The organism is Streptomyces sp. NPDC001700, assembly GCF_053596435.1.
On the sequence record NZ_JBSFGE010000017.1, the window covers coordinates 67,432 to 89,054 of the forward strand.

Annotated in this window: 21 protein-coding genes and 1 pseudogene; 12 read left to right on the forward strand and 10 right to left on the reverse strand. The window is 71.6% G+C overall.

The features are described 5' to 3' along the window. Positions 1 to 353: pseudogene (locus ACWC5C_RS28390) on the forward strand (hypothetical protein); the annotation flags it as partial. An 87-nt stretch (positions 354 to 440) separates the two neighbouring features. Next, positions 441 to 1,205, forward strand: coding sequence for a class F sortase (locus tag ACWC5C_RS28395; protein ID WP_450879856.1), 765 nt, complete (start codon positions 441 to 443; stop codon positions 1,203 to 1,205). An 83-nt stretch (positions 1,206 to 1,288) separates the two neighbouring features. Here the strand turns inward: ACWC5C_RS28395 and ACWC5C_RS28400 are convergent, their stop codons facing one another. From ACWC5C_RS28400 to ACWC5C_RS28420, 5 genes are all read right to left on the reverse strand, one after another. After that, complete coding sequence (locus ACWC5C_RS28400; RefSeq protein WP_450879857.1) at positions 1,289 to 2,335, reverse strand: methyltransferase; 1,047 nt, start codon at positions 2,333 to 2,335, stop codon at positions 1,289 to 1,291. A gap of 1 nt (position 2,336) precedes the next feature. Then, positions 2,337 to 3,401, reverse strand: a complete 1,065-nt coding sequence (locus ACWC5C_RS28405) for a right-handed parallel beta-helix repeat-containing protein (RefSeq protein ID WP_450879858.1) — start codon at positions 3,399 to 3,401, stop codon at positions 2,337 to 2,339. A gap of 82 nt (positions 3,402 to 3,483) precedes the next feature. Beyond that, positions 3,484 to 4,563: an MBL fold metallo-hydrolase gene (locus ACWC5C_RS28410; RefSeq protein ID WP_450879860.1), complete on the reverse strand. Its 1,080-nt coding sequence runs from the start codon at positions 4,561 to 4,563 to the stop codon at positions 3,484 to 3,486. Positions 4,564 to 4,591: 28 nt separating this feature from the next. Continuing rightward, positions 4,592 to 5,812: an aminotransferase class I/II-fold pyridoxal phosphate-dependent enzyme gene (locus tag ACWC5C_RS28415; RefSeq protein ID WP_450879862.1), complete on the reverse strand. Its 1,221-nt coding sequence runs from the start codon at positions 5,810 to 5,812 to the stop codon at positions 4,592 to 4,594. Between the two features lie 130 nt (positions 5,813 to 5,942). Then, a complete protein-coding gene (locus ACWC5C_RS28420) occupies positions 5,943 to 6,677 on the reverse strand; it encodes an ANTAR domain-containing protein (protein WP_450879864.1) in 735 nt (244 codons plus the stop codon). Positions 6,678 to 6,801: 124 nt separating this feature from the next. Between ACWC5C_RS28420 and ACWC5C_RS28425 the strand changes: the two genes are divergently transcribed. The 5 genes from ACWC5C_RS28425 to ACWC5C_RS28445 all read left to right on the forward strand — a co-directional run bounded on the left by ACWC5C_RS28425 (position 6,802) and on the right by ACWC5C_RS28445 (position 13,717). Beyond that, entirely contained in the window at positions 6,802 to 7,983 is a 1,182-nt protein-coding gene (locus ACWC5C_RS28425) for a PAS domain-containing protein (protein ID WP_450879866.1), read from the forward strand. A gap of 163 nt (positions 7,984 to 8,146) precedes the next feature. Beyond that, a complete protein-coding gene (locus ACWC5C_RS28430) occupies positions 8,147 to 9,112 on the forward strand; it encodes a TIGR03557 family F420-dependent LLM class oxidoreductase (protein WP_450879868.1) in 966 nt (321 codons plus the stop codon). A gap of 82 nt (positions 9,113 to 9,194) precedes the next feature. Continuing rightward, a complete protein-coding gene (locus ACWC5C_RS28435) occupies positions 9,195 to 11,012 on the forward strand; it encodes a thiamine pyrophosphate-requiring protein (RefSeq protein ID WP_450879869.1) in 1,818 nt (605 codons plus the stop codon). A 36-nt stretch (positions 11,013 to 11,048) separates the two neighbouring features. After that, on the forward strand, positions 11,049 to 11,612 hold the full coding sequence (locus ACWC5C_RS28440; RefSeq protein WP_450879871.1) for a type 1 glutamine amidotransferase domain-containing protein: 564 nt from the start codon (positions 11,049 to 11,051) through the stop codon (positions 11,610 to 11,612). After that, positions 11,612 to 13,717, forward strand: coding sequence for a catalase (locus ACWC5C_RS28445; protein ID WP_450879873.1), 2,106 nt, complete (start codon positions 11,612 to 11,614; stop codon positions 13,715 to 13,717). Before ACWC5C_RS28440 ends, ACWC5C_RS28445 begins: the two co-directional genes overlap by 1 nt. Before the next feature lie 86 nt (positions 13,718 to 13,803). Here the strand turns inward: ACWC5C_RS28445 and ACWC5C_RS28450 are convergent, their stop codons facing one another. From ACWC5C_RS28450 to ACWC5C_RS28460, 3 genes are all read right to left on the reverse strand, one after another. Next, positions 13,804 to 14,682: an arylamine N-acetyltransferase family protein gene (locus ACWC5C_RS28450; protein ID WP_450879875.1), complete on the reverse strand. Its 879-nt coding sequence runs from the start codon at positions 14,680 to 14,682 to the stop codon at positions 13,804 to 13,806. A 31-nt stretch (positions 14,683 to 14,713) separates the two neighbouring features. Continuing rightward, positions 14,714 to 15,976: an MFS transporter gene (locus tag ACWC5C_RS28455; RefSeq protein WP_450879877.1), complete on the reverse strand. Its 1,263-nt coding sequence runs from the start codon at positions 15,974 to 15,976 to the stop codon at positions 14,714 to 14,716. Positions 15,977 to 16,114: 138 nt separating this feature from the next. After that, on the reverse strand, positions 16,115 to 16,690 hold the full coding sequence (locus ACWC5C_RS28460) for an NADPH-dependent FMN reductase (RefSeq protein WP_450879879.1): 576 nt from the start codon (positions 16,688 to 16,690) through the stop codon (positions 16,115 to 16,117). 347 nt (positions 16,691 to 17,037) lie between these two features. Here ACWC5C_RS28460 and ACWC5C_RS28465 point away from each other — a divergent pair, with 347 nt between their 5' ends. Beyond that, positions 17,038 to 17,673, forward strand: coding sequence for a MarR family winged helix-turn-helix transcriptional regulator (locus tag ACWC5C_RS28465; protein WP_450879881.1), 636 nt, complete (start codon positions 17,038 to 17,040; stop codon positions 17,671 to 17,673). A gap of 54 nt (positions 17,674 to 17,727) precedes the next feature. On the opposite strand, the gene ACWC5C_RS28470 is transcribed toward ACWC5C_RS28465, so the two are convergent. Beyond that, positions 17,728 to 18,333, reverse strand: a complete 606-nt coding sequence (locus ACWC5C_RS28470) for a TIGR03086 family metal-binding protein (RefSeq protein WP_450879883.1) — start codon at positions 18,331 to 18,333, stop codon at positions 17,728 to 17,730. A gap of 374 nt (positions 18,334 to 18,707) precedes the next feature. Between ACWC5C_RS28470 and ACWC5C_RS28475 the strand changes: the two genes are divergently transcribed. From ACWC5C_RS28475 to ACWC5C_RS28490, 4 genes are all read left to right on the forward strand, one after another. Further along, a complete protein-coding gene (locus ACWC5C_RS28475; protein ID WP_450879885.1) occupies positions 18,708 to 19,091 on the forward strand; it encodes a DUF2795 domain-containing protein in 384 nt (127 codons plus the stop codon). A 61-nt stretch (positions 19,092 to 19,152) separates the two neighbouring features. Continuing rightward, positions 19,153 to 19,527: a CBS domain-containing protein gene (locus tag ACWC5C_RS28480; protein ID WP_450879887.1), complete on the forward strand. Its 375-nt coding sequence runs from the start codon at positions 19,153 to 19,155 to the stop codon at positions 19,525 to 19,527. Positions 19,528 to 19,664: 137 nt separating this feature from the next. Further along, entirely contained in the window at positions 19,665 to 20,477 is an 813-nt protein-coding gene (locus ACWC5C_RS28485) for a class I SAM-dependent methyltransferase (protein ID WP_450879889.1), read from the forward strand. A 26-nt stretch (positions 20,478 to 20,503) separates the two neighbouring features. After that, a complete protein-coding gene (locus ACWC5C_RS28490; RefSeq protein ID WP_385446941.1) occupies positions 20,504 to 20,857 on the forward strand; it encodes a VOC family protein in 354 nt (117 codons plus the stop codon). Between the two features lie 68 nt (positions 20,858 to 20,925). Here the strand turns inward: ACWC5C_RS28490 and ACWC5C_RS28495 are convergent, their stop codons facing one another. Next, entirely contained in the window at positions 20,926 to 21,468 is a 543-nt protein-coding gene (locus ACWC5C_RS28495; protein ID WP_450879891.1) for a GNAT family N-acetyltransferase, read from the reverse strand. Positions 21,469 to 21,623: the final 155 nt, after the last annotated feature.

Sequence of the window (21,623 nt, forward strand, 5' to 3'; positions counted from 1 at the left end):
AGGGCAAGGACGAGGACCCCCGCCACCACGAGGACGACTGGTCCGGCAGCGACCCGTCCAAGGGCAAGGACGAGGACCCCCGCCACCACGAGGACGACTGGTCCAGCAGCGACCCGTCCAAGGGCAAGGACGAGGACCCCCGCCACCACGAGGACTGGTCGGACAAGAAGGGCGACTGGGACGGCGGGTCCTGGAAGAGCCACGAGAAGCCGAAGGGTGGCGTCCACACCGGTGGTGGCGGCATGGCCACCACGGGCAGCGGCATGGCCGCCGGTTCGGTTCTGCTCCTCGGTGGGCTCGGCGCCGGCGCCTACGCCCTGCGTCGCCGCAAGCCGTCCGGCACCGCGATCTGAGCCTGACGCTTCTGATTCACCCCGTGCTGCCGTGGCACCACCGCTCGCTTCGGCGGAGGTGCCACGGCAGCGCCACGGACGGGCGCTGTGAGAAAGGCGAACACCCGCATGGGCAAACAGGGCAAGCAGGGCGGTACTGACGGCAACACCCGCGACAGCAACACCCGCACGCTCCGATGGGCCGCGGCGGCGGCGCTCATCGGTGTCTTCCTCATCTACAACTCGGTCGACGCGTCCTCCCAGTCCTCCCCGGTGGCACCGGCCACGCCCGCGGCCACCGCCTCCGACACGGATACGCAGCCGGAGACGGCGGAGGTGCCCCCGGCGGACCGGCCCGACGTGCCGTCACCGGCGGCCAAGCCCGCCTCCCGGCCCGGGCCCGCGCTGCCTCGGTCGGCCCCGAACCGGCTGGACATCCCCTCGATCGGGGTGGGCGCCCCGTTCACGGCTCTGTCGCTCAACCGCCAGGGCACGCTGATCCCGCCGCCCGACACCGACAACAACCTCGTCGGCTGGTACAAGGCCGGCCCCTCCCCCGGTGAGCGCGGCAACGCCATCGTGGCCGGGCACGTGGACACCAAGACCGGCCCCGCGGTGTTCTCCATGCTCAACACCCTGAAAGCGGGCAGCAAGGTGACCGTGGCCCGCGACGACGGCATCCTCGCCACGTTCGTCGTCGACAAGGTGCGGACGTACAAGAAGAAGGACTTCCCCGACCGGCAGGTGTACGGGGACACCAACGACGCCCAGCTGCGCGTGATCACCTGTGGCGGTGCGTACGACCACACCGCGAAGGACTACACGGCGAACGTGGTGGCGTTCGCCCACCTCACCTCGTTCCGCTGGGCCTGAGGCCCCCACAGACCGAATACGCCGGGAAACAGCGAAGGTGCCCGCGGGTGCGGGCACCTTCGTCGCGTTCCGGGCACCGGCGGCTAGCCGGGCACCGTGCTGTCGATGGCGTGCAGGTACGAGTTGACGGGACGGCTCTCGGTGACGTTCAGCCCGGCCTCGGTCATCCGCGCCACCAGGCTGTCCGTGGTGTGCTTGCGGCCGCCCACGTTGAGCAGCAGGAACAGGTCCATGGCCGTGGTGAACGAGGAGCGGCTGTTGTCGATGAGGTTCTCGATGACGAGGACCCGGGCGCCCGGCCGCGCGGCCGCGACCACATTGGCGAGGGTGCGGCGGGTGTTCTCGTCGTTCCATTCGAGGATGTTCTTGATGATGTAGAGATCGGCCTGGACCGGGATCTCCCGGCGGCAGTCGCCCGGCACCAGCGTGGCCCGGTCGGCCAGCGCCCCGCCGTCCCGCAGCCGGGGGTCGGCGCCCGCCACCACCTGCGGCAGGTCCAGCAGGGTGCCGCGCAGATCGGGGCGCTTCTCCAGGAGGCTGGCCAGCACATGGCCCTGGCCGCCGCCGATGTCGGCGACCTCCTTGATGCCGTCGAGGTCGACGAAGGCCGCGACATCGGCCGCGGACTGCCTGCTGGAGGTCGTCATCGCCCGGTCGAAGATCTTGGCCGACTCGGGCGCGTCCTCGTGGAGATAGGCGAAGAAGTCCTTGCCGTAGAGGTCGTTGAAGACGATGCCGCCGGAGCGCACCGCCCGGTCGAGCCTCGGCCAGACCTCCCAGGTCCACGGCTCGGTGCACCACAGGGAGATGGCGCGCAGACTGCGCGGGGCGTCCTCGCGCAGCAGCCGGGACATGTCGGTGTGGACGAAGCGGCCGTCGTCGGTCTCGGCGAAGATCCCGCAGCTGGCCAGGGCGCGCAGCAGACGGCACAGCGGGTCGGGTTCGGCGTCCACCGTGGCGGCGAGTTCGCCGATGGAGGTGGGCTCCTCCCCCAGCGCGTCGGCGACGCGCAGCCTTGCGGCGGCGCGTACGGCGGCGGCCCGGGCGGCGCCGAAGGCGATCTCCCGCAGCCGCATGGCCGCCTCGGGCGCGGCCGTGCTGTCGGGGGCAGGGGTGGCGGTGGTGGTCATCTCAGCACCGGCCGGTGGGCACCGACAGCGTGCAGACGTTGCCGGTGAAGGTGTTGCCGGGGCCCTTGTCCCGGTCGGCCACGTCGGCGGGCTTGTTGCCGGTCATCACGTTGCGGCTGATGGTGTTCTTGCTGTTGGCGACGCCGACGACGCTCTTGAACAGCACGATGCCGCCGGACATGGGCGAGGTGCCGACGTTGTTGTGCACCTGGTTGCCGGTCACCCGGGTGGTGTCGGTGCCGGTGAGCACGATGCCCGCGCCCTGGATGAACGGCAGCCGGGCGTTGGGCGCGCAGTAGGCGTTGTTCGCCTGGACGGCGTTGTGGGCCACCGTCAGGTCCCCGGCACGCGGCTTGGACTCGTCCCCCACGACGAACACGCCGCCGCAGTTGCCGGTGACGGTGTTCTGCTCGACGGTCAGGTTCCGCAGCCTGCGCACCACGACGCCGATCCGGTTGCCGGTCAGCCGGTTCTCGGCGACCCGGGTGCCCTTGGCGTCGGTGGCGCCGCCCTCGGCGTCGACGGTGTTCGCGAGGAAGATGCCCGATTCCTTGTTGTTGCGGGAGATGTTGCGGAGGAAGGACCCGCGGGTGGACAGCTGCTGGCCGATGCCCTGCTGTCCGTTCTTCTCGGCGAGGGTGTTGCGTACGTCCATCCGGACGGTCTGCGAGCCCCAGATGCCGTTCTTGGGGAAGCCGGTGACGGTCAGCGAGCGGATCCGGACATTCTTGACCCGGCGCTGGGCCGTACCGGTGACGCAGATGCCGTGTCCGGCCTTGCCGCAGGCGTTGGCCGAGGCCTTGTCGGGCGCGGTGAGGACGGTCGTCCGGCCGACGCCGCGCAGGGTCAGGCTCTTGGTGATCTGGACGTTCTCCCGGTAGACACCGGCCCGCAGCTGGATGGTGTCGCCGGGCTGGGCCGCCTTCACCGCGGCCTGGATCGACTGGCCCGGCTTCACGGTGTGCACGGTGGGGGCCGGAGCGGCGTGGGCGCCCGGCAGCTGGGTCATTCCGATGGCGAGGGCGGCCGTGGCGACCGCGAGGTGGCGAAGCTTGAATGTGCGCATGAACAGGAAGTTATGAGCGACTTTCACCACTCGCCACTTATGCCCCGCCTAGTTACGTACGCCCGTAACGCACCTGCCGTCGCTACTCCAGTACCCGGGAGCCGCCGACCGGCAGGTCCCACAGCTCCTCGCGGGGGCGGCCGGTCGCCTCGAAGGCGGCGCGGACCCGGTGCAGGGGCTCCAGCGGCGGTTCGGCGGAGAGCAGGAACGTCGACCAGTGCATGGGCACGAGCGTCCGCGCCCCGAGGTCCAGATACGCCCGTACGGCCTCATCGGGATCGGTGTGCACCGCCCGCAGCATCCAGCGCGGGTCGTACGCGCCGATCGGCAGCAGCGCCAGGTCGATGCCCGGGTAGCGGTGGCCGATCTCCCGGAACCAGTGGCCGTAGCCCGTGTCGCCCGCGAAGTACACCCGCTGCCCGTCGGGCGCGGTGACGACCCATCCGCCCCACAGCGAGCGGCAGGTGTCCGTCAGGGTGCGCTTGCTCCAGTGGTGCGCGGGGACGAAGTCGAAGCGGACCGGGCCGCCCGCACCCGGCAGTTCGGCCGCCTCCCACCAGTCCAGCTCGGTCACCCGGGTGAACCGGCGCGCCCGGAACCACCCGGCGAGACCGGCCGGGACGAACAGCGGCGTGGCCCGGGGCAGCCGCTTGAGGGTGGGCGCGTCGAGGTGGTCGTAGTGGTTGTGGCTGATGACGACCGCGTCGACGGGCGGCAGATCCTCCCAGCGCACCCCGGGCGGGGTGACCCGGGGCGGGGTGCCGAGGATCCGGCGCGCCCAGACCGGGTCGGTGAGCACGGTCAGCCCGCCGATCCGCAGCACCCAACTCGCGTGCCCCGCCCAGGTCAGCGCCGTCTGCGCGGGGCCGGTCGCGGGCAGCGGGCCCGGCGCGAAGGGCAGCTCCGGGATCTGGCGCAGCGTCTCCAGCGGCGGCCGCAGCCGCCCCTCGCGGGCCAGCCGGGCGAGCGCGCGCACTCCGGGCAGCGGGGAGGTGAGCCGGTGGACGAACGACCTCGGCCAGGTGCGGACCTCGCCGAGCGGGCGCGGGGCGGGCAGCGGCGGGGCCGCGACGCGAGCCGGACGGGACGCGCGGGCCGGGAGCGGCAGCCGGGACGTGCCGTGGCCCTCGCCCGCTTCGGTGGGTCCAGCCTGGTCGGTCATGGGGTGCGCTCCCTTCGCGGTCGGCCTCTCACGGCGTCCCGGCCCGGACGAGGTCCCGGAAGGCCGCTTCGAAGGCGGTCAACTCCTCTGCCACGGAGGGAAGTTCCAGCGGGTCCTGGGCGGCCAGCGCGGCGAGCCGCAGCGCGTCGGAGGCCCCGAGCAGCGGCAGCGTCGACAGCCGGACCCGCAGGGTGTGCGGCGGGTCGCCGAACCGGTGGCCGCCCGCCACCGCCGGGCCGAGCCGCCGGGCCAGCTCGCGCTCCACCTCCACCGAGTCGGTGAGCGAGCGGGCGGCCAGCACCCCGCGCAGCTCGTCGAGGTCCGCGTACAGATGACGCCCGGCCTGCGGCGGGCGGCACAGCGCGCCGACGGCGGTCAGCGACCGGTACGCCGCGGCCGCCACCGCCCCATGCGCGCGGGCCGCGGCGGCCATCCGGGTACGGACCGGCTCGGGCTCGGTGAGCGCGTACGCGGCGGCCGCGGAGACGGGCGCGGGCAGCCCGGCCCGTACGGCGGTCAGCGTGGACAGCACCCGGGAGCGCAGCTCGTCCCCGCGCTCGGTGGCCGGGAACCGGGCCACCGCGGCGGGCCAGCCGACCGGGGTGAAGGCGCCCGCGAGGTCGGTGAGCACGACCACGTCCTCAGGTGCCATCTCGGCCGGGCTCAGCAGCACCGTGCCGTGCGGATGGTGCACGGTGTCCCGCCAGGTCTCGTCGCTCACGATCAGCAGCCCCTCGGCCGCCGCCGCCTCGCACACCTCGTGCAGCAGCTCGGGCGGGGCCACGGTGCCGGTCGGGTCGTCGGCTACGGACAGCAGCAGGACGCTCGGCACCCCGCCCTCGGCCCGGACCCGGCGGACGGTCTCCAGCAGCGCGAACGGATCGGGCAGCCCGCCGCACTCGGCCGGGACCGGGGCGTGGTGGCCGCGCCGGTCCAGCAGCCGCACCAGCGGCTCGTACCAGGCGGCGCAGGGGCGGGGCAGCAGGACGTCGCCGCCGGGGGCCGAGGCGAGCAGCGCGAGCAGCAGCGGCTCGGCGCCGGGGGCGGCCACCACATGCGCCGGGTCGGTCCACAGCCCGCGCCGCGCCCAGTAGCCGCAGGCGGCCGTGCGCAGGTCGGCGGAGCCGCCGACCGGCTCCGGCACGGCCCGGTCCGCGGCCGCCGCGAAGCACGCGGCCAGCTCCGGGAGGACCGGCAGGCCGCCGTCGTCCCGGTCGGCCGGGGCCGGTGCGGTCCACTGCCGTCGCATTCGTCCACACCTTTCGTGTGGGCACGCGCGTGCCCGTGCGTGCACCTGTGTGCCGACGCTGTCCACCTTCGCAGATCCGCGGTGGCGGCGGCGGGGGACGACACCCCGAGATGATCAGCCGACTGGAGCCTCAGTCCTGGCTCAGGGCGATCAGCTGGCGCTCCAGGCCTCGGCCACGGGTCCGTACGACCGTCTCGGCCAGCTCCACCAGCTTCCGGTTCGTCCGCTGCGAGGTCCGGCGCAGCAGGTCGAACGCGCGGTCGGCGTCGCAGCCCAGTACGTACATCACGATCCCGCACGCCTGGTCCACCACCGGGCGCGACCGCAGCGCCGCGTCCAGCTGGTCCACCTGGACGAGGGCGGCCTGGTAGAGGCGGTCCTTGGCCAGGCTCTCGGTGGTGAGGTCGCCGAGCAGCTCGGTGGCGCCCTGGGCCGCCTTCTCCAGGGGGCCGGGGCGCAGCCCGTAGACGGAGATGGTCACCGACAGCCCGTCGCATGCGAACGGCAGCGTCGCGCTGGACCGCACCCCCGCGTCCAGCGCCCGTGCCCGGAAGCTGGGCCAGCGCGGATCGTGCAGCAGATCGTCGGCGCCGGCCGGGCGGCCGGTGTCCAGGGCGGCCAGGATCGGGCCCTCGCCCGACAGCAGCTGCACCGACACCAGCGCCGACAGATCGGGGTGGGTGGCGGCGGTCGTCCGGTCGTCCTCCACGCCGCCGGGCGCGTCCTGGGGAAGGAGCGCGGTGGCGGTGGCCCCGCAGCTGGCCGGAGTGCACGAGGCGGCCTGTTCCGCCAGCTCCGCGAGGCCCCGGCCGAGCGAGGGGGCATCGGTCTGACACTGCGGACGGCTGTACGAGCGTTCCGGCATCGCCGATTCCGGTCCTTTCCATCGGTAGGACAGTGGAGGTCCTGTTTCGTTCGGCTTCCCGCTGCCTTGCGCGGAAAACAACACCGGACCGGCACGGGACAGCTGGTCCGGCTACCGTGTGCGCATGCCCCGGGCGCAGGATTTTGGTGCGGAACTCACGGATTTCCGCAGACGTGTCGACGAATTGCGAACGGCGAGGGCACTGCCCTCGCAGGAGCGGCTGTCCTTGCTGGACGCCGCTCTTTTCGAGCTTCAGCACGTGGTGGACGTGCTGTGGCCGGGGTACGAGGAGCTGGCCGCGGCCAGCCGGGTCCCTCCGGGAGGCCGGGCCGACCCGCATGAACAGCAGCTGCTGCGCGCCCTGTTCCAGCGCCTGCCGATCCCCGTCGTTCTGCTGGACCGGGAGTCCGTCGTACGGCGTATGAACTTCGCCGCGACCCAGCTGTTCAACACCCGCGCCGGGTACGCCACCGGCCGCCCCCTGACCTCGTCGCTGCGCCGCGACGGCCAGGCGGCGCTGCGTTCGCAGGTCGCGGCCGTGGCGCGCGGGGAGGGCGGGCGCAGTCTGACGGTGCGTCTGTCGCAGCCGGGGGCGGACGGCTCGGTGCGGGTGACGCTGGCGGCGCTGCGCCCGCCGGGCGAGCCGCAGCCCGCGGTGCTGGCCGCGTTCCAGCCGGACCGGGGCGTCCCGGCGACCGCCTCCTCGGCCACCCTCCCGGCGCCGAGGGCCGCCGCGCAGCCGGATCTGGCCGAGGTGACGCGCCACGCCGCGCTGCTGGACCTGGTCGACGACATGGCGACGGCGCTGCTGCGGGTCACCCTCGCGGGCGGCGGCCCGGAGGATGTGCTCGGGCGGGCGGTGGAGCTGCTGCACGGCCGGTTCGCGGACTGGGTGATCGCCGACCTGGCCCCGGACGGCGGCGAAGCGCCGCACCGGATGGTGGCCCTCGGCCCGCCGGAGGCGGCCGGGGACCGTACGGCGTCGCTGACCGCGCAGGACCCGGCCGACTGCCCGCTGGTGGTCGACGCGCTGGACGACGGGGTGTCGGCCCTGCGGGTGAGCCCGCCCGACGCGAACGCCTTCGGGCGGGACGCCACGGGCGCGCCCGTGCTCGTCCGGGAGGAGGTCACCTCGCTGCTCTGCATCCCGCTGCGGGTCTCCCCCACGTCCCCGGTGCTCGGCGCGCTCACGCTGTTCCGTACGGGCGGGCGGAGCGCCTTCGAGATGGCCGAGGCGGGGGCGGCGGACCGGGTCTCCCGCCACATCGCCCTGGCCCTCAGCCGCCCCCGGGTCCGGGAGGCCTGAGGTCCACCCTGCGGCCGTCCCCCATGTGGGCTATGGTGTGTCACCGCGGGAGTAAATCCGACAAAAAGGGCACACGCTGCTCGCCGAACAAGATTCCCTCCCGTGTTTTCTTCCCTGCGCGCCGGTTACTCGTGCCACCGCATCCGCGCTCAAGGAGGGTCCGATGACCGAGTACGGCTACTTCCTGGCCGCCGAGGAACACGGTCCCGCCGAGCTGATCGAGCAGGCGCGGATGGCGGAACAGGCGGGGTTCACCTCGCTGTGGATATCCGACCACTACCACCCCTGGAACGAGGCCCAGGGCCAGGCCTCGTTCGTCTGGTCGGTGATCGGCGCGCTGGCGCAGGCCACCTCGCTGCCCGTGCAGACCGCCGTCACCTGCCCCACCTTCCGCGTCCACCCCGCCGTCGTCGCCCAGGCGGCGGCGACCAGCGCGGTCCTGCTGGAGGGCCGGTTCCGGCTGGGCGTGGGCAGCGGTGAGGCCCTCAACGAGCATGTGCTGGGCGACCGCTGGCCCCCGGCCCCGATCCGGCTGGAGATGCTGGAAGAGGCCGTGATGGTGATGCGCCAGCTGTTCGAGGGGCGCCGGGTCAACCACCACGGCAAGCACTACACGGTGGAGAACGCCCGGCTGTTCACGGTCCCCGACGAGCCGGTGCCCATCGACATCGCCGCGTCCGGGGAGGCCGCCAGCGCGCTGGCCGGCCGGGTCGGCGACGGCTTCATCACCATGTCCCCGGACGCGGAGCTGGTGGAGCGGTTCCGGCGCGGCAGCGGCGCCAGCGGCAACCACAAGCCCGTACGCGGCGGCCTGAAAGTGTGCTGGGGCCCGGACGCCGACGAGGCGCTGCGCACCGCGCACCGGCTGTGGGCCGTCGAGTCGCTGCCCGGCCAGCTGCTGACGACGCTGCCCACCCCGGCCCACTTCGAGCAGGCCGCCGAACTCGTCACGCCCGAGCGGACGGCCCGCAAGGTGACCTGCGGCGACGACGTGGACGCCCATATCGGCGCGCTGTCCGCGTACGCCGAGGCCGGGTTCGACACCGTCTACGTCAACCAGATCGGCCCCGACCAGCGCGGCTTCTTCGACTTCTACCGCACCAAGGTGCTGCCGCAGCTGGCCGGTTGAGCCCCGCCCTGCCCTGCCCCGGCCTGCCCCGCCCTCCCGCATCAGCGATTCCGAGCACCCCCATGAGGAGTGAGTGACCGACATGACCACCACAGTCGCCGACTATGTCCTCGCCCGGCTGCGCGAGTGGGGCGTCGAGCATGTCTACGGCTACCCCGGCGACGGCATCAACGGACTGCTCGCCGCCTGGGGGCGGGCGGAGAACGAACCACGGTTCATCCAGGCCCGGCACGAGGAGATGGCGGCCTTCCAGGCGGTCGGCTACGCCAAGTTCAGCGGACGGCTCGGCGTCTGCGCGGCGACCTCCGGGCCGGGCGCCATCCACCTGCTGAACGGGCTCTACGACGCCAAGCTGGACCACGTCCCGGTGGTGGCGCTCGTCGGCCAGACCCACCGCAGCGCGATGGGCGGCTCGTACCAGCAGGAAGTCGACCTGCACAGCCTCTACAAGGACGTCGCCTCCGACTTCCTGGAGACCGTGACCGTCCCCGAGCAGCTGCCGAACGTCCTGGACCGGGCCATCCGCACCGCCTACGCCCGGCGCGCCCCCACCGCCGTGATCATCCCGGCGGACGTCCAGGACCTCGAATACACCCCGCCCACCCACGAGTTCAAGATGGTGCCCTCCAGCCTGGACCGCAGCGGCTGGTCCGCGGTGCCCTCCAGCAGCGCGCTGGAGCGCGCCGCCGAGGTGCTGAACGCGGGCGAGCGGGTCGCCATCCTGGTCGGCCAGGGCGCCTCCGGGGCGCGCGGCGAGGTGCGGCAGGTGGCCGACACACTCGGCGCGGGCATCGCCAAGGCGCTCCTCGGGCTGGATGTGCTCAGCGACGACCTGCCGTACGTCACCGGTCCCATAGGGCTGCTGGGCACCCGCCCCTCGTACGAGCTGATGCGCGACTGCGACACCCTGCTGACGATCGGCTCCAGCTTCCCGTACACCCAGTTCCTGCCGGAGTTCGGCAAGGTCCGCGGCGTGCAGGTGGACCTCGATCCGCACATGATCGGGATGCGCTACCCGTACGAGGTCAACCTCGTCGGGGACGCCCGCGAGACGCTGCTGCGGCTGCTGCCCATGCTGCGCCGCAAGGAGTCCCGCGACTGGCAGGACCAGATCATCGAGGGCGTCCAGCGCTGGGACGAGGTGATGGAACGGCGCGCCGAGGTGTCCGCCGACCCCATCAACCCCGAGTACGTGGCCCACTGCCTGAGCCCGCTGCTCCCCGACGACACCATCCTCACCTGCGACTCCGGCTCCGTCGCCAACTGGTACGCCCGCCACATCCGGATGCGCGGCCGGATGCGCGGCTCCCTGTCCGGCACCCTGGCCACGATGGGCAGCGGCGTGCCGTACGCGATCGGCGCCAAGTTCGCCCAGCCGGACCGGCCCGTGGTGGCGCTCGTCGGGGACGGCGCGATGCAGATGAACGGCATGGCGGAGCTGATCACCGCGGCCAAGTACCGCCACACATGGGACGACCCACGGCTGATCGTCGCCGTCTGGAACAACCAGGACCTCAACCAGGTGACCTGGGAGATGCGGGCGATGGGCGGCGCGCCCCAGTTCCTGCCCTCCCAGGAGATCCCGGACGTGTCCTCGGCGCGGTTCGCCGAATCGCTCGGCCTCCGGGGCATCCGGGTGGAGAAGCCCGAACAGGTCGAACCCGCCTGGCGCGAGGCACTGGCCGCGGACGGCCCGGTGTGCGTCGAGTTCCTGACCGACCCGGCCGTACCACCGATCCCGCCGCACGCGACCTGGGAGCAGATGGAGTCCACGCTCGAATCGATGGTCAAGGGCGACCCGGACCGCACCGGCATGGTCCGCCAGGGCCTGAAGGCGAAGATGCAGGAATTCCTGCCCCACCGGTCGTCGCACCGGGACAAGAAGACCGACGACGGATGACGTACGTACTACGGACACCGGAAGGACGTGAACACCATGATGGTCGCCTTTCTCGTCGCCCCCGAGGGCGTTGAGCAGGTCGAACTCACCGATCCGTGGCAGGCGGTCCGCGACGCCGGCGGCACGCCCCGGCTGGTGTCCACCGCGTCCGGCCGCGTCCAGGCGTTCCACCACCTCGACAAGGCCGACACCTTCGAGGTCGACCAGACGGTGAAGGACGCGCGCGTGGACGAGTACGACGGTCTGGTGCTGCCCGGCGGCGTCGCCAATCCCGACCTGCTGCGCCTGGACAAGCGGGCGGTCGCGTTCGTCAAGGGCTTCTTCGACGCGGGGAAGCCGGTCGCCGCCATCTGCCACGCCCCCTGGACGCTGGTCGAGGCCGATGTCGTACGCGGCCGTACCCTCACCTCGTTCCCCAGCGTGCGCACCGACATCACCAACGCGGGCGGTGTCTGGGTGGACGAGCAGGTCAAGATCTGCGAGGGCGGGCCGAACGCCCTGATCACCAGCCGTAGGCCGGACGACCTCAAGGCGTTCGACGAAGCGTTCCTGGAGGAGTTCGCGAAGGCGTCGGGCTCGAAACACAAGGGAGCCGCGTGATGACCCAGCAGCCGGACCGCAAGGAGCGGCAGCGCGAAGCGCACCTGGCCGCCGACCCCGTCGAAGGGCCGCTGACCACCGATCAGGGGGTGGCGGTCGACCACACCGACGACTCCCTCGCGGCGGGCGAGCGCGGCCCCACGCTGATGGAGGACTTCCACTTCCGCGAGAAGCTCACGCACTTCGACCATGAGCGGATCCCGGAGCGGGTGGTGCACGCGCGCGGGGCGGGCGCGTATGGGTACTTCGAGCCGTACGAGTCCTGCGCGGAGTTCACCAAGGCCGCCTTTCTGCAGGACCCGTCCGTGCGCACGCCCGTCTTCGTACGGTTCTCCACCGTGCAGGGGCCGCGCGGCTCGGCCGACACCGTGCGCGACGTCCGCGGCTTCGCCACGAAGTTCTACACCTCGGAGGGGAACTACGACCTGGTCGGCAACAACATGCCGGTCTTCTTCATCCAGGACGGCATCAAGTTCCCCGACTTCGTGCACGCGGTGAAACCCGAACCGCAGAACGACATCCCCACCGGCGCCTCCGCGCACGACACCCTGTGGGACTTCGTCTCCCTGCAGCCCGAGACCATGCACATGATGATGTGGCTGATGTCGGACCGGGCGATCCCGCGCAGCTACCGGATGATGCAGGGCTTCGGCGTGCACACGTTCCGCTTCGTGGACGCGCGCGGCAAGGGCACGTTCGTGAAGTTCCACTGGAAGCCCAAGCTCGGCGTGCACTCGCTGGTGTGGGACGAGGCCCAGGAGTGCATGGGCCGGGACCCGGACTTCAACCGGCGTGATCTGTGGGACGCGATCGAGGCGGGCGAGTACCCGGAGTGGGAGCTGGGCGTCCAGCTGGTGCCGGAGGAGGATGAGTTCAACTTCGACTTCGACCTGCTCGACGCCACGAAGCTCATACCGGAGGAGCAGGTGCCCGTCCGGCCCATCGGCCGCATGGTCCTGGACCGCAACCCGCACAACTACTTCGCCGAGACCGAACAGGTCGCCTTCCACACCGCCAACGTCGTGCCCGGCATCGACTTCACCAACGACCCGCTGCTCCAGGCCCGCAACTTCTCGTACCTGGACACCCAGCTGATCCGGCTCGGCGGCCCCAACTTCGCCCATATCCCGGTCAACCAGCCGGTCGCGCCGGTCCGTACCAACCACCGCGACGGCTACCACCAGAGCGAGATCCACCGGGGCACCAACTACTCCCCCAATTCGCTCGGCGGCGGCTGCCCGGCCATCGCCGGAGCGGACGGCTACGCGTACTCGCACTACGCGGAGCGGGTCGACGGCGACAAGATCCGCAAGCGCAGCCCCAGCTTCAAGGACTTCTACAGCCAGGCCGCCATGTTCTGGAACAGCATGAGCGACTGGGAGCGCGAGCACATCGTCGCCGCCTTCCGCTTCGAACTGGGCAAGGTGGGCGCGGTGCGGGTGCGCGAGCGTACGGTCGAGGAACTGGCCCACGTCGATTACGGCCTGGCCACGTCGGTCGCCGAGGGCATCGGCATCGCCAACCCGGTCCCCGGCCCCGACAACCACAAGCCCGTCGCCTCGCCCGCCCTCAGCCTGGACAACCTGGGCGGCGACCACTCCATCCGCACCCGCACCGTCGCGGTGCTGGTCACGGATGGCGTGGACGTCGTACAACTCACCCAGGCCCGGGAGGCGCTGACCGCCGAGGGCGCCGTCGTCGAGGCGCTCGCGGCCCACGACGGCAAGGTGCGCGGCAGCGACGGCAACGGCTGCGCGGTGGACCGCGCCCTGCCCACCGTCGCCTCCGTCCTCTACGACGCCGTCCTGCTGCCCGGCGGGCCCCCCGGCACCCCGGACCTGGCCGCCGACGAGGCCGCCATGCGCTTCGTCCGCGACGCCTACCGCCACGGCAAGCCCATCGGCGCGCTCGGCTCCGGCGTCGGCCTCCTCGCCGCGCTCAGTCCCGACGGCCTTCACCTGTCCGCCGGGCACGGGCACGTCTGCGCGGACTGGGGCGTGGTCACCGATACGACGACGGGCGCGGCGAGCGAGGAGTTCACCCGGGCCTTCGCCGAAGCCCTGGCCGCCCACCGCCACTGGACCCGCCCCCCGGCCCGCCTCTGACCCGGCCTGTCGAGGCCGGGACGGACGGACCGTCCCGGCCTCGACCAGACCTCGACCAGACCTCGACCGCTTGAGGGCCGCTCAGGTCACTCGGGAAGCCACCCGAGGAAGGCCCGTACGGCGGCGGCTTCCTCGTCGGAGAGGGTGACGCGGAAGCCCTCACGCAACTCCTCCACCGCCTGGTCCGCGGTGAGATGGGCTTCGTCGATGGAGCCGTCCGGATGCTGCGTCCGCAGCACGCGGTCGCGGAGGACGTGGCGGAACTTGTCGTCACCGCGCTGGGCCACGATGTGCCCGGTGAAGACGGACTTGGGGTGGGTGGCGGTGTAGTGGAAGGACGCCACGAAGTCGCTCGGGGCCTGGGTCTCCAGCCCGAAGGCGTAGACGTCGAACCAGCTGTCCCCGTTGAGCGTGCGGAACACCCAGGTCTCCTCGCACTCCCTGACCACCTGCCACGTCCAGTCGCCGACGGTGGACTGCCCCTCGTGCTCGAAGGGAACGGGGTGGAGCGGCCCCGCGTCCCCGAAGCCGACGTCCACGAGGTAGGTGCGCCCCTCGGCCTCCGCCGTCAGCATGGTGTGCGAGCGGAAGCGGACGTCCGTGGTGTTGCCTCGGCGGACGCGGGCCAGGTGCCGGTGAACGGTGAAGCCCAGGGCCTCCAGGACGGCCGCGAACAGCAGGTTGTGTTCCAGGCACATGCCTCCTCGCCCACGGTGGACGAGTTTCTCCTGGATGCCCGAGATGCCGGTCGGTATGGGGATGTCGAGCCCCACGTCGATCGACTCGAAGCAGATGGTTTCGACATGGCGCCGGTGCAGTTCGGTGAGGGTCGCCAGGGTCGCCTCGCGCGGGCCGGAGTAGCCGATCCGCGCGAAGTAGGCGTCCAGGTCCGGGGTTTCGTCCGCCCACAGGGAGCGCGGAGCGGAGGTGGCGGTGCTGCCGGAGGTGGGGAGAGTGACGGTCATCGCGGATCTCCTCGAAGTTCGGTGACGTGACTCAGCTGGGCTGGGTGACGGGTTCGGCCTTCTCGCTGGGCACCCCGCGGGCCGCGATCTTGTCCTTGCGCGGCTGGGCGCCGGTCGGCCCGAACAGGGTGACGACGAGGGCCGCGATCAGGTACGCGGCGGCGAGGAAGAGGGCCGTGGGGACGAATTCCCCGAAGATCGCCGGTACTTGCGCGCCCAGCCCGGCGCACAGGTTCAGCACGAAGCTGAAGACGGCGAGCGCGGTACCGGCGGCAGCCCCTGCCGCCGCACCGGTCGACTGCACCAGGGCCGGAGTGGCGCTGGAGGAGGCGAGCATGGTGAAGAACATGGCGGCGCCCATGCCGACCACGCTGTCGTTCAGGAGCGCGGCGGTGCCCAGACCGATACCGCAGACCGTGAGGGCCCCGGCGGCACGCCACTTGGGGACGATGCGGGCGAGCACGGGCGCCAGCACCACCGAGAGGACCAGGGCGGGCAGGGCACTGGCGCGCAGCCCCAGCATGGCGTCGTGGTCACCGGCCAGGCCGGAGGGTCCGTACAGCTGGATCGCGGTGTAGGCGGAGGTGATGCCGCCGAGCGAGATCACGCCGCCCACCAGGAAGGGGACGATGCGCAGCAGACCGGAGCGAGGCGCGGGGGCCGACGGTTCGGCCTTCTGGGGCGAGCCCTCGGCGGCGGTGGGGCTGGGGAGGTCGGGCAGCATCACCTTGTGCACCGCCACGGCCGACAGCGCCAGCAGCGGGCCGGAGATCCAGAAGAGCGACTGCCAGCCGAAGACCGGCTCCAGCAGCTGGGCGGCGACCTGTCCGACGACCAGGCAACCGCCCAGGGAACAGGAGATGATGGTGATCGCCGTGGCGAGCCGGGAGGCGGGCAGCCGCTGGCCGAAGTAGGCGTAGACCACGGGGGAGAAGACGCCTGCCGCGACGCCCTGCACCGCTCGGACCAGCGAGCCGGACAGCAGCGATTCGGTGAACGGCACCAGCATCGTGATCACGGCCATCGCGGAGATCGACCACACCAGGGCGCCCCTGCGGCCGAGCCGGTGGCTGAGCGGCGCGGCGAGCAGCGAGCCGAAGGCGAAGGCGATGGCGAAGGACGTGGTGGCCCAGGCGGCCCCCTCGTCGCTGGTGTGCCAGGCCGAGGCGAAGTTGGGGATCAGCGAGATCGTGGCGTACGCCTGGCTGGCCAGGATGATCGCGATCGGGGCCAGGGTCCCCACGGTACGGGCGAACGGCGCTTCGAGCGCTTTCGTCCCGGTGTCGGTTGTCATGGTTGTGCCTCTCCGGGGCAGTGGTGGTGATGCTCACGAGGTGCACGGCCCGGTGCGGACCGTGCGGGCCCGTGGCCTGCGGTCCGGTACACGCCGTCGTGACGCACCGCAGGCCACGGAACTCCGAGAGCGATGCGGTCAGGCCTCCTGCAATCGGCCGACCGGCCGACCGGCGGACGTGGCGGCGCTGATGACCGCCCGGCGCAACTGCATCGCGATCTCGGAGTCATCGGCGGGGTGGGTGTCGGCGAAGCGCTCCTGCGTTCCGCCCACGGCGACTCCCTCGCCGGGGATCACCTGGGCGCCGGCGACGCCGAGCGCCTTGGTGACTTCTTCCTGCGCCCATACGCCGCCGAACTGGCCGTATGTCGCGCTCAGTACGACCGTCGGCTTGCCGGACAGGGCGCTCGCGCCGTACGGGCGGGAGAGCCAGTCGAGGGCGTTCTTCAGAACGGCCGAGGTCGTGCCGTTGTACTCCGGGGTGAAGACCATGAGGGCGTCCGCCTCGCCGACGGTTTGGCGCATGGCGACGGCTGGGCGCGGGGTGATGCCGCCGAGGTCGATGTCCTCGTCGTAGTAAGGGAGTTCGGCCAGCCCTTCGACGATCTCAATGGTCACGCCGTCAGGGCTCACCTTGGCCGCGGCTTCGGCGAGCTGTCGGTTGAACGAGCCGGCTCTGAGGCTGCCGACGAGAGAGAGGATGCGCACAGGCATGACGAAGTGACTCCTAAAACTGGCTTCCATCTCAGGCTGGGCTGAAGTGTTCGTGGAGTTGGGGACGTTCGGTGATGTCTGGTGCGAGCATGGATTTGATGTGGGCATGCCAACGCGGACGACGCAAAACGGACGTCGCCACCCCGGTCAATGCGCTTCACACGTAAGCAGATTCCAGCCATCGACGTCAAACAATTCGCTGTCGAACTGTACGTGGCCGAAGTCGACCGGTCGGGCGCCATCCCGCGTTCAGTGGGTTGTATGCTCAGTTTCAGAAGATTTAGCGTCGAATGATTCGACCTCAAAGTTGAGGTTCGGTCGATCAAGGAGCGGAGGGCAACCGACGCGTGACGTACGAGCGGCAGGCAGCCGACGACAAGTTGGCCATGAGCGAGACCACGGCAGGTAAGCCCTCCGAACCCACCGGCGTGACCGATGCCGTCGACGTGATCCTGCAACAGTGGGAGCGCGTCCGGCCAGACCTCGACGCCTCCCCGATGGGCGTGATCGGGCGACTGTCCCGTGCCGCCCGGCTGACCGGTCTGCAGGTCGACGACTACCTGCGCTCCGAAGGGCTGGAGAGCTGGGAATTCGACGTCCTCGCGACACTGCGGCGAGCCGGTGCGCCGTACACCCTCAGCTCCAAGGAGCTGGCCTCCGCCAGCATGATCGGAGCCGCGGCGATGACCAACCGCGTCGCCCGGCTCCTGAACCGGGGCCTGCTCACGCGCGAGCCGGACGCCCACAACCGGCGCAGGGTGAAGATCACCCTGACGGCCGAGGGCCTGGAGCTGGTCGACCGGGTCGTCGAAGGACACATCGAGAACGAACGCGCGCTCGTGGCAGGCATGACCGCGGAAGAGCGGGACCAGCTTTCCCACCTGCTGCGCCTGCTTCTCGTCTCCCTCGGGGACGCCACGGGGGTCGCCACCGGTGAGCCATGTCCGATCCAGTGTCCGGTGCCGGCGGGAGTCGGCCCCTAAGCGGTGGCGCCACGTCTTGTGGCGCTACGTCTCCTGGCGCTACGTCTAGCGGGGCTACGTCTCGCGGCCCAGCAGGGCCAGCAGCTTCGTCTGGGCGTCGGCGCCCGGTGGGGGTTCCACCGGGGCCGCGAACAGGCCGCTTTTCTCCAGCTCGGCCGCGTACGGCGCGACCTCCCGGACGGAGAAGTCGACGAGCGGCTTGGGGAGCCGCTCGTCGGCGCCGATGGCCCGGGCCAGGTCCCAGGCGTGGACCGTCGCGTCGGCGGTCATCTGGGCGCAGTACTCGGTGGCGGGGCTCGCGCCGTAGGAGAGGGCGACGGTGCGCTCCAGCGCGCCCGGCTCGCGGAAGGCCGTACGGGCGACGGCCGCGGCCGCGTCCCAGGTGGCGACGGGATCCTCGCCGAGCTGATCGCCGGACAGGACATCGCCCTCGCCACTCGCGCTCGCGCTCGCGCCCTCGCGCAGCAGCGACGGCACCCACATCTGCTCGACCGCCAGGTGGTTCACCAGGTCCCGCACGGTCCACTCGGTGCAGGGCGTGGGGGCGTCCCACTGGTCGGCCCGTACGGCGTGCACCCGCTCGGTGAACAGGTCCAGTGCCTCACCGTGTCTGGCCAGCAGCGGATTGTCCGCCATGGGGTTCGCGGAGGTGTCAGTCATGCGCGCCGGGTACCCGCGCCATGCCGCGTTAATAAGGTCCGCGGCGCGGGCACGCAGAGGCGCCGGACACGCAGAGGCGCCGGGCACGAGCCCCTGATCTCCCGTGCCCGGCGCCGCCCTCACTCCCTGCGGGCCGCTCGGCCACCCGTCGAGTCCCCGGCCCGGAGGCCCGTAAAACCGTGAACCGGCGAAAGAAATCTTCCGCAACGCCAGCCGTCTGGCCTGTGTCGATGTCGTGGTGACGGGTACGCGGGAGGGACGAAAGACCCGGACCGCCGGGAGGGAGGACATACCGGGGGCGGCGGAACGCAGTGAACTCTCGGGGACATGACCATCCCACGAGCACCACGGACCCGTGTAGGAAGGGGACCGACATGCAGCGAGGCAGCAACCGGGTGAGCGTGCACCGGGACGATGAGATGAAGCAGGAGCTTCAGGGTCTGATCCGTTCCGGCCATCCGACCCGGGTCGAGGAGTGGCACGACCCGGAGCCCGCCGCCGACGACGACCCGGAGGTGACGACCGGGCCGGTGCCCACACCGGGGGCGACCGGCCAGGCGGAGTCGATCCGCTTCGAGTTCGCCCGCCATCTGGGCCGTACGACGTTCCCGGCGGGGCGGAGCGCCGTGCTGCGCATACTGCACGAGCGGCACGCACCGGACCAGCTGATCGCGCTGGCCGAGGAGCTGCCCGCCGACGAAACGTTCCACACCGTGCAGGAGGTGGTCTCCGCGCTCGGCCTGCGCACCGAGGCGTAAGGCCTCATGGCTAGCGTATGGCCCGACCGTCCCGTGCCCGGATCTGAAGAAGGCGAACGATATGCCGCAGTACGTGAAAGACGTCATGACGCCGAAGGTCGCCTCGGTGCGCCCCGACGCCTCGCTGGTGGAAGCGGCGCAGATGATGCGCGCGCACGACATCGGCGGGGTGCTGGTGGCGCTCGACGGTGAGCTGCTGGGCGTACTCACCGACCGCGACATCACGCTGCGCGCGGTCGCGGACGGCGTCGATCCGCTGACGGTCAGCTGCCATCTGATCTGCACCCCGAACCCGGTGACCATCGGCCCCGACGAGGAGATCGCCGAGGCGGCCGCGCTGATGCGGCAGCACGAGGTGCGGCGGCTGCCGGTGGTCCGGGCGGGGCGCCCGGTGGGCGTGGTGAGCATGCGGGACCTGGATCGGGCGCCCGCCTGAGGCGCATGGCCAGGCCGTCAAAGGGGCGGTGGGGAACGGAAGTTGCCGTTCCCCACCGCCTTTCCCGTGCGCATCGCTTGACCACATAGCAAGACAACTCTTCTCGTGATGCGAGATGGCGGCGTAGGGTTTCCGTCATGCCGAACGACGCCGTCTACACCCACGGACACCATGAGTCGGTGCTGCGCTCGCACACCTGGCGCACCGCCGCCAACTCGGCGGCCTATCTGACCGGCCATCTCCAACCCGCCATGCGCATCCTGGACATCGGCTGCGGCCCCGGCACCATCACCGCCGATCTGGCCGAACTGGTGCCCCAGGGCGAGGTCGTGGGCGTCGACGCGGAGCCGTCCATCCTGGAGCAGGCGCGGGCGGCCGCCGATGAGCGCGGGCTGACGAACACCCGCTTCGCGGTCGCCGACGTCCACGCTCTGGACTTCCCCGACGACTCCTTCAGCGTCGTCCACGCCCACCAGGTGCTCCAGCACGTCGGCGACCCGGTGCGCGCGCTGCGCGAGATGCGGCGGGTGTGCGAACCCGGCGGCATCGTCGCGGCCCGCGACAGCGACTACGCCGCCATGACCTGGTATCCGCGCGTCCCCGGGCTGGACACCTGGCTGGATCTCTACCGCCGGGTCGCCCGCGCCAACGGCGGCGAGCCGGACGCCGGGCGCCAGTTGCGCTCCTGGGCCCTGGAGGCGGGCTTCCCCGCCACCGCCGTCACCTCGACCGCCGGTACGTGGTGCTACGCCACCCCCGAGGAGCGGGCGTGGTGGAGCGGGCTGTGGGCGGACCGCACGGTGGCGTCCTCGTACGCCCGGCGCGCGATGGAGGGCGGCCACGCCACCGAGGCGGAGCTACGGGACATCGCGAGTGCCTGGCGGGAGTGGGGCGGCCGGACCGACGGATGGTTCGCCGTCCTGCACGGCGAGGTCCTGTGCCGCGTCTGACATGCGGTTCAACTAGGCTCGCCCGCATGGACATCATGGGGACTTCACTGCGGGTCTGCGTCGACGATCTGGACTCCGCCATCAGCGTCTACGAACGGCTCACCGGCGCCGAGGCATCCCGCTTCCAGCGCGGCGGCGTCTCGGTCGCGGCGGTCGGCTGCTTCTTTCTGATGAGCGGCCCGGAGTCGGAGATGGAGATCCTCCGCAAGATCGCGGCGACGATCGCGGTGAAGGACGTGGACGAGGCGATCGCCGATCTGACGGCGGTCGGCGCGCAGATCGTCGCGGGCCCGATCCCCGCCCCCACCGGCCGCATGCTCATCGCCCGCCACCCGGACGGCTCGATCTTCGAGTACGTGGACCGCAACCCCGGCGCATGAGAACCCCCTGGTGAGGCGCCCTCGGCCGGATCAGGCCGGGGGCGCCTCCTGTTCGTCGGCCGGGAGATTCACTCCGGCCCCAGCATGTCGCTGGTCATGGCCCAGCGGTCGTGGTCGCGCCACGCGCCCTCGATGTAGAGGAAGTCGGGCGAAAAGCCCTCCAGCCGGAAGCCGTGCCGCTTCACGAGCGCGGTCGACGCCTCGTTGCCGGGCTGGATGTTGACCTCGATCCGGTGCAGCCCGAGCGGCCCGAAGGCCTGCCGCAGCACCAGCCCGAGCCCCTCGGACATATAGCCGTGCCCGGCGGCGGGCGGGAAGGCGCCGTAGCCGATCGCGCCGCACTGGAACGCGCCGCGCACGATGTTGTTGATGTTGATGAACCCGGCGAGCGCGCCGGTCTCCCGTACGCAGACCAGGAAGCCGCGCCGGTCCTCCCGCTCCAGCTGACCGATGAAGCCCTCGTACGCCCCGTCGGTCGTGGGCAACGTCAGCCAGGGGCGGTGGAAGTCGGCGCTCTGCCGCGCGAGCCGGACGAATTCGCCGCCGTCCTCGCGCCGGTGGGGCCGGATGGCCGCGCGGGCCCCCTCGGCGAGATACGCGTGATCGGGCATTGGTCAATGATCGTACGGAGGCCGCTCCCGCGCCACCGACTTTGACCGTGCCACACCAACTTGGTCATATTCATGAACGCCACCCGCGAAGGCCCTCTTGACTTTTCGGACGCGATCGAACTCGGCGGAAGACCTGAAGGCCAGGTCAGCACTGC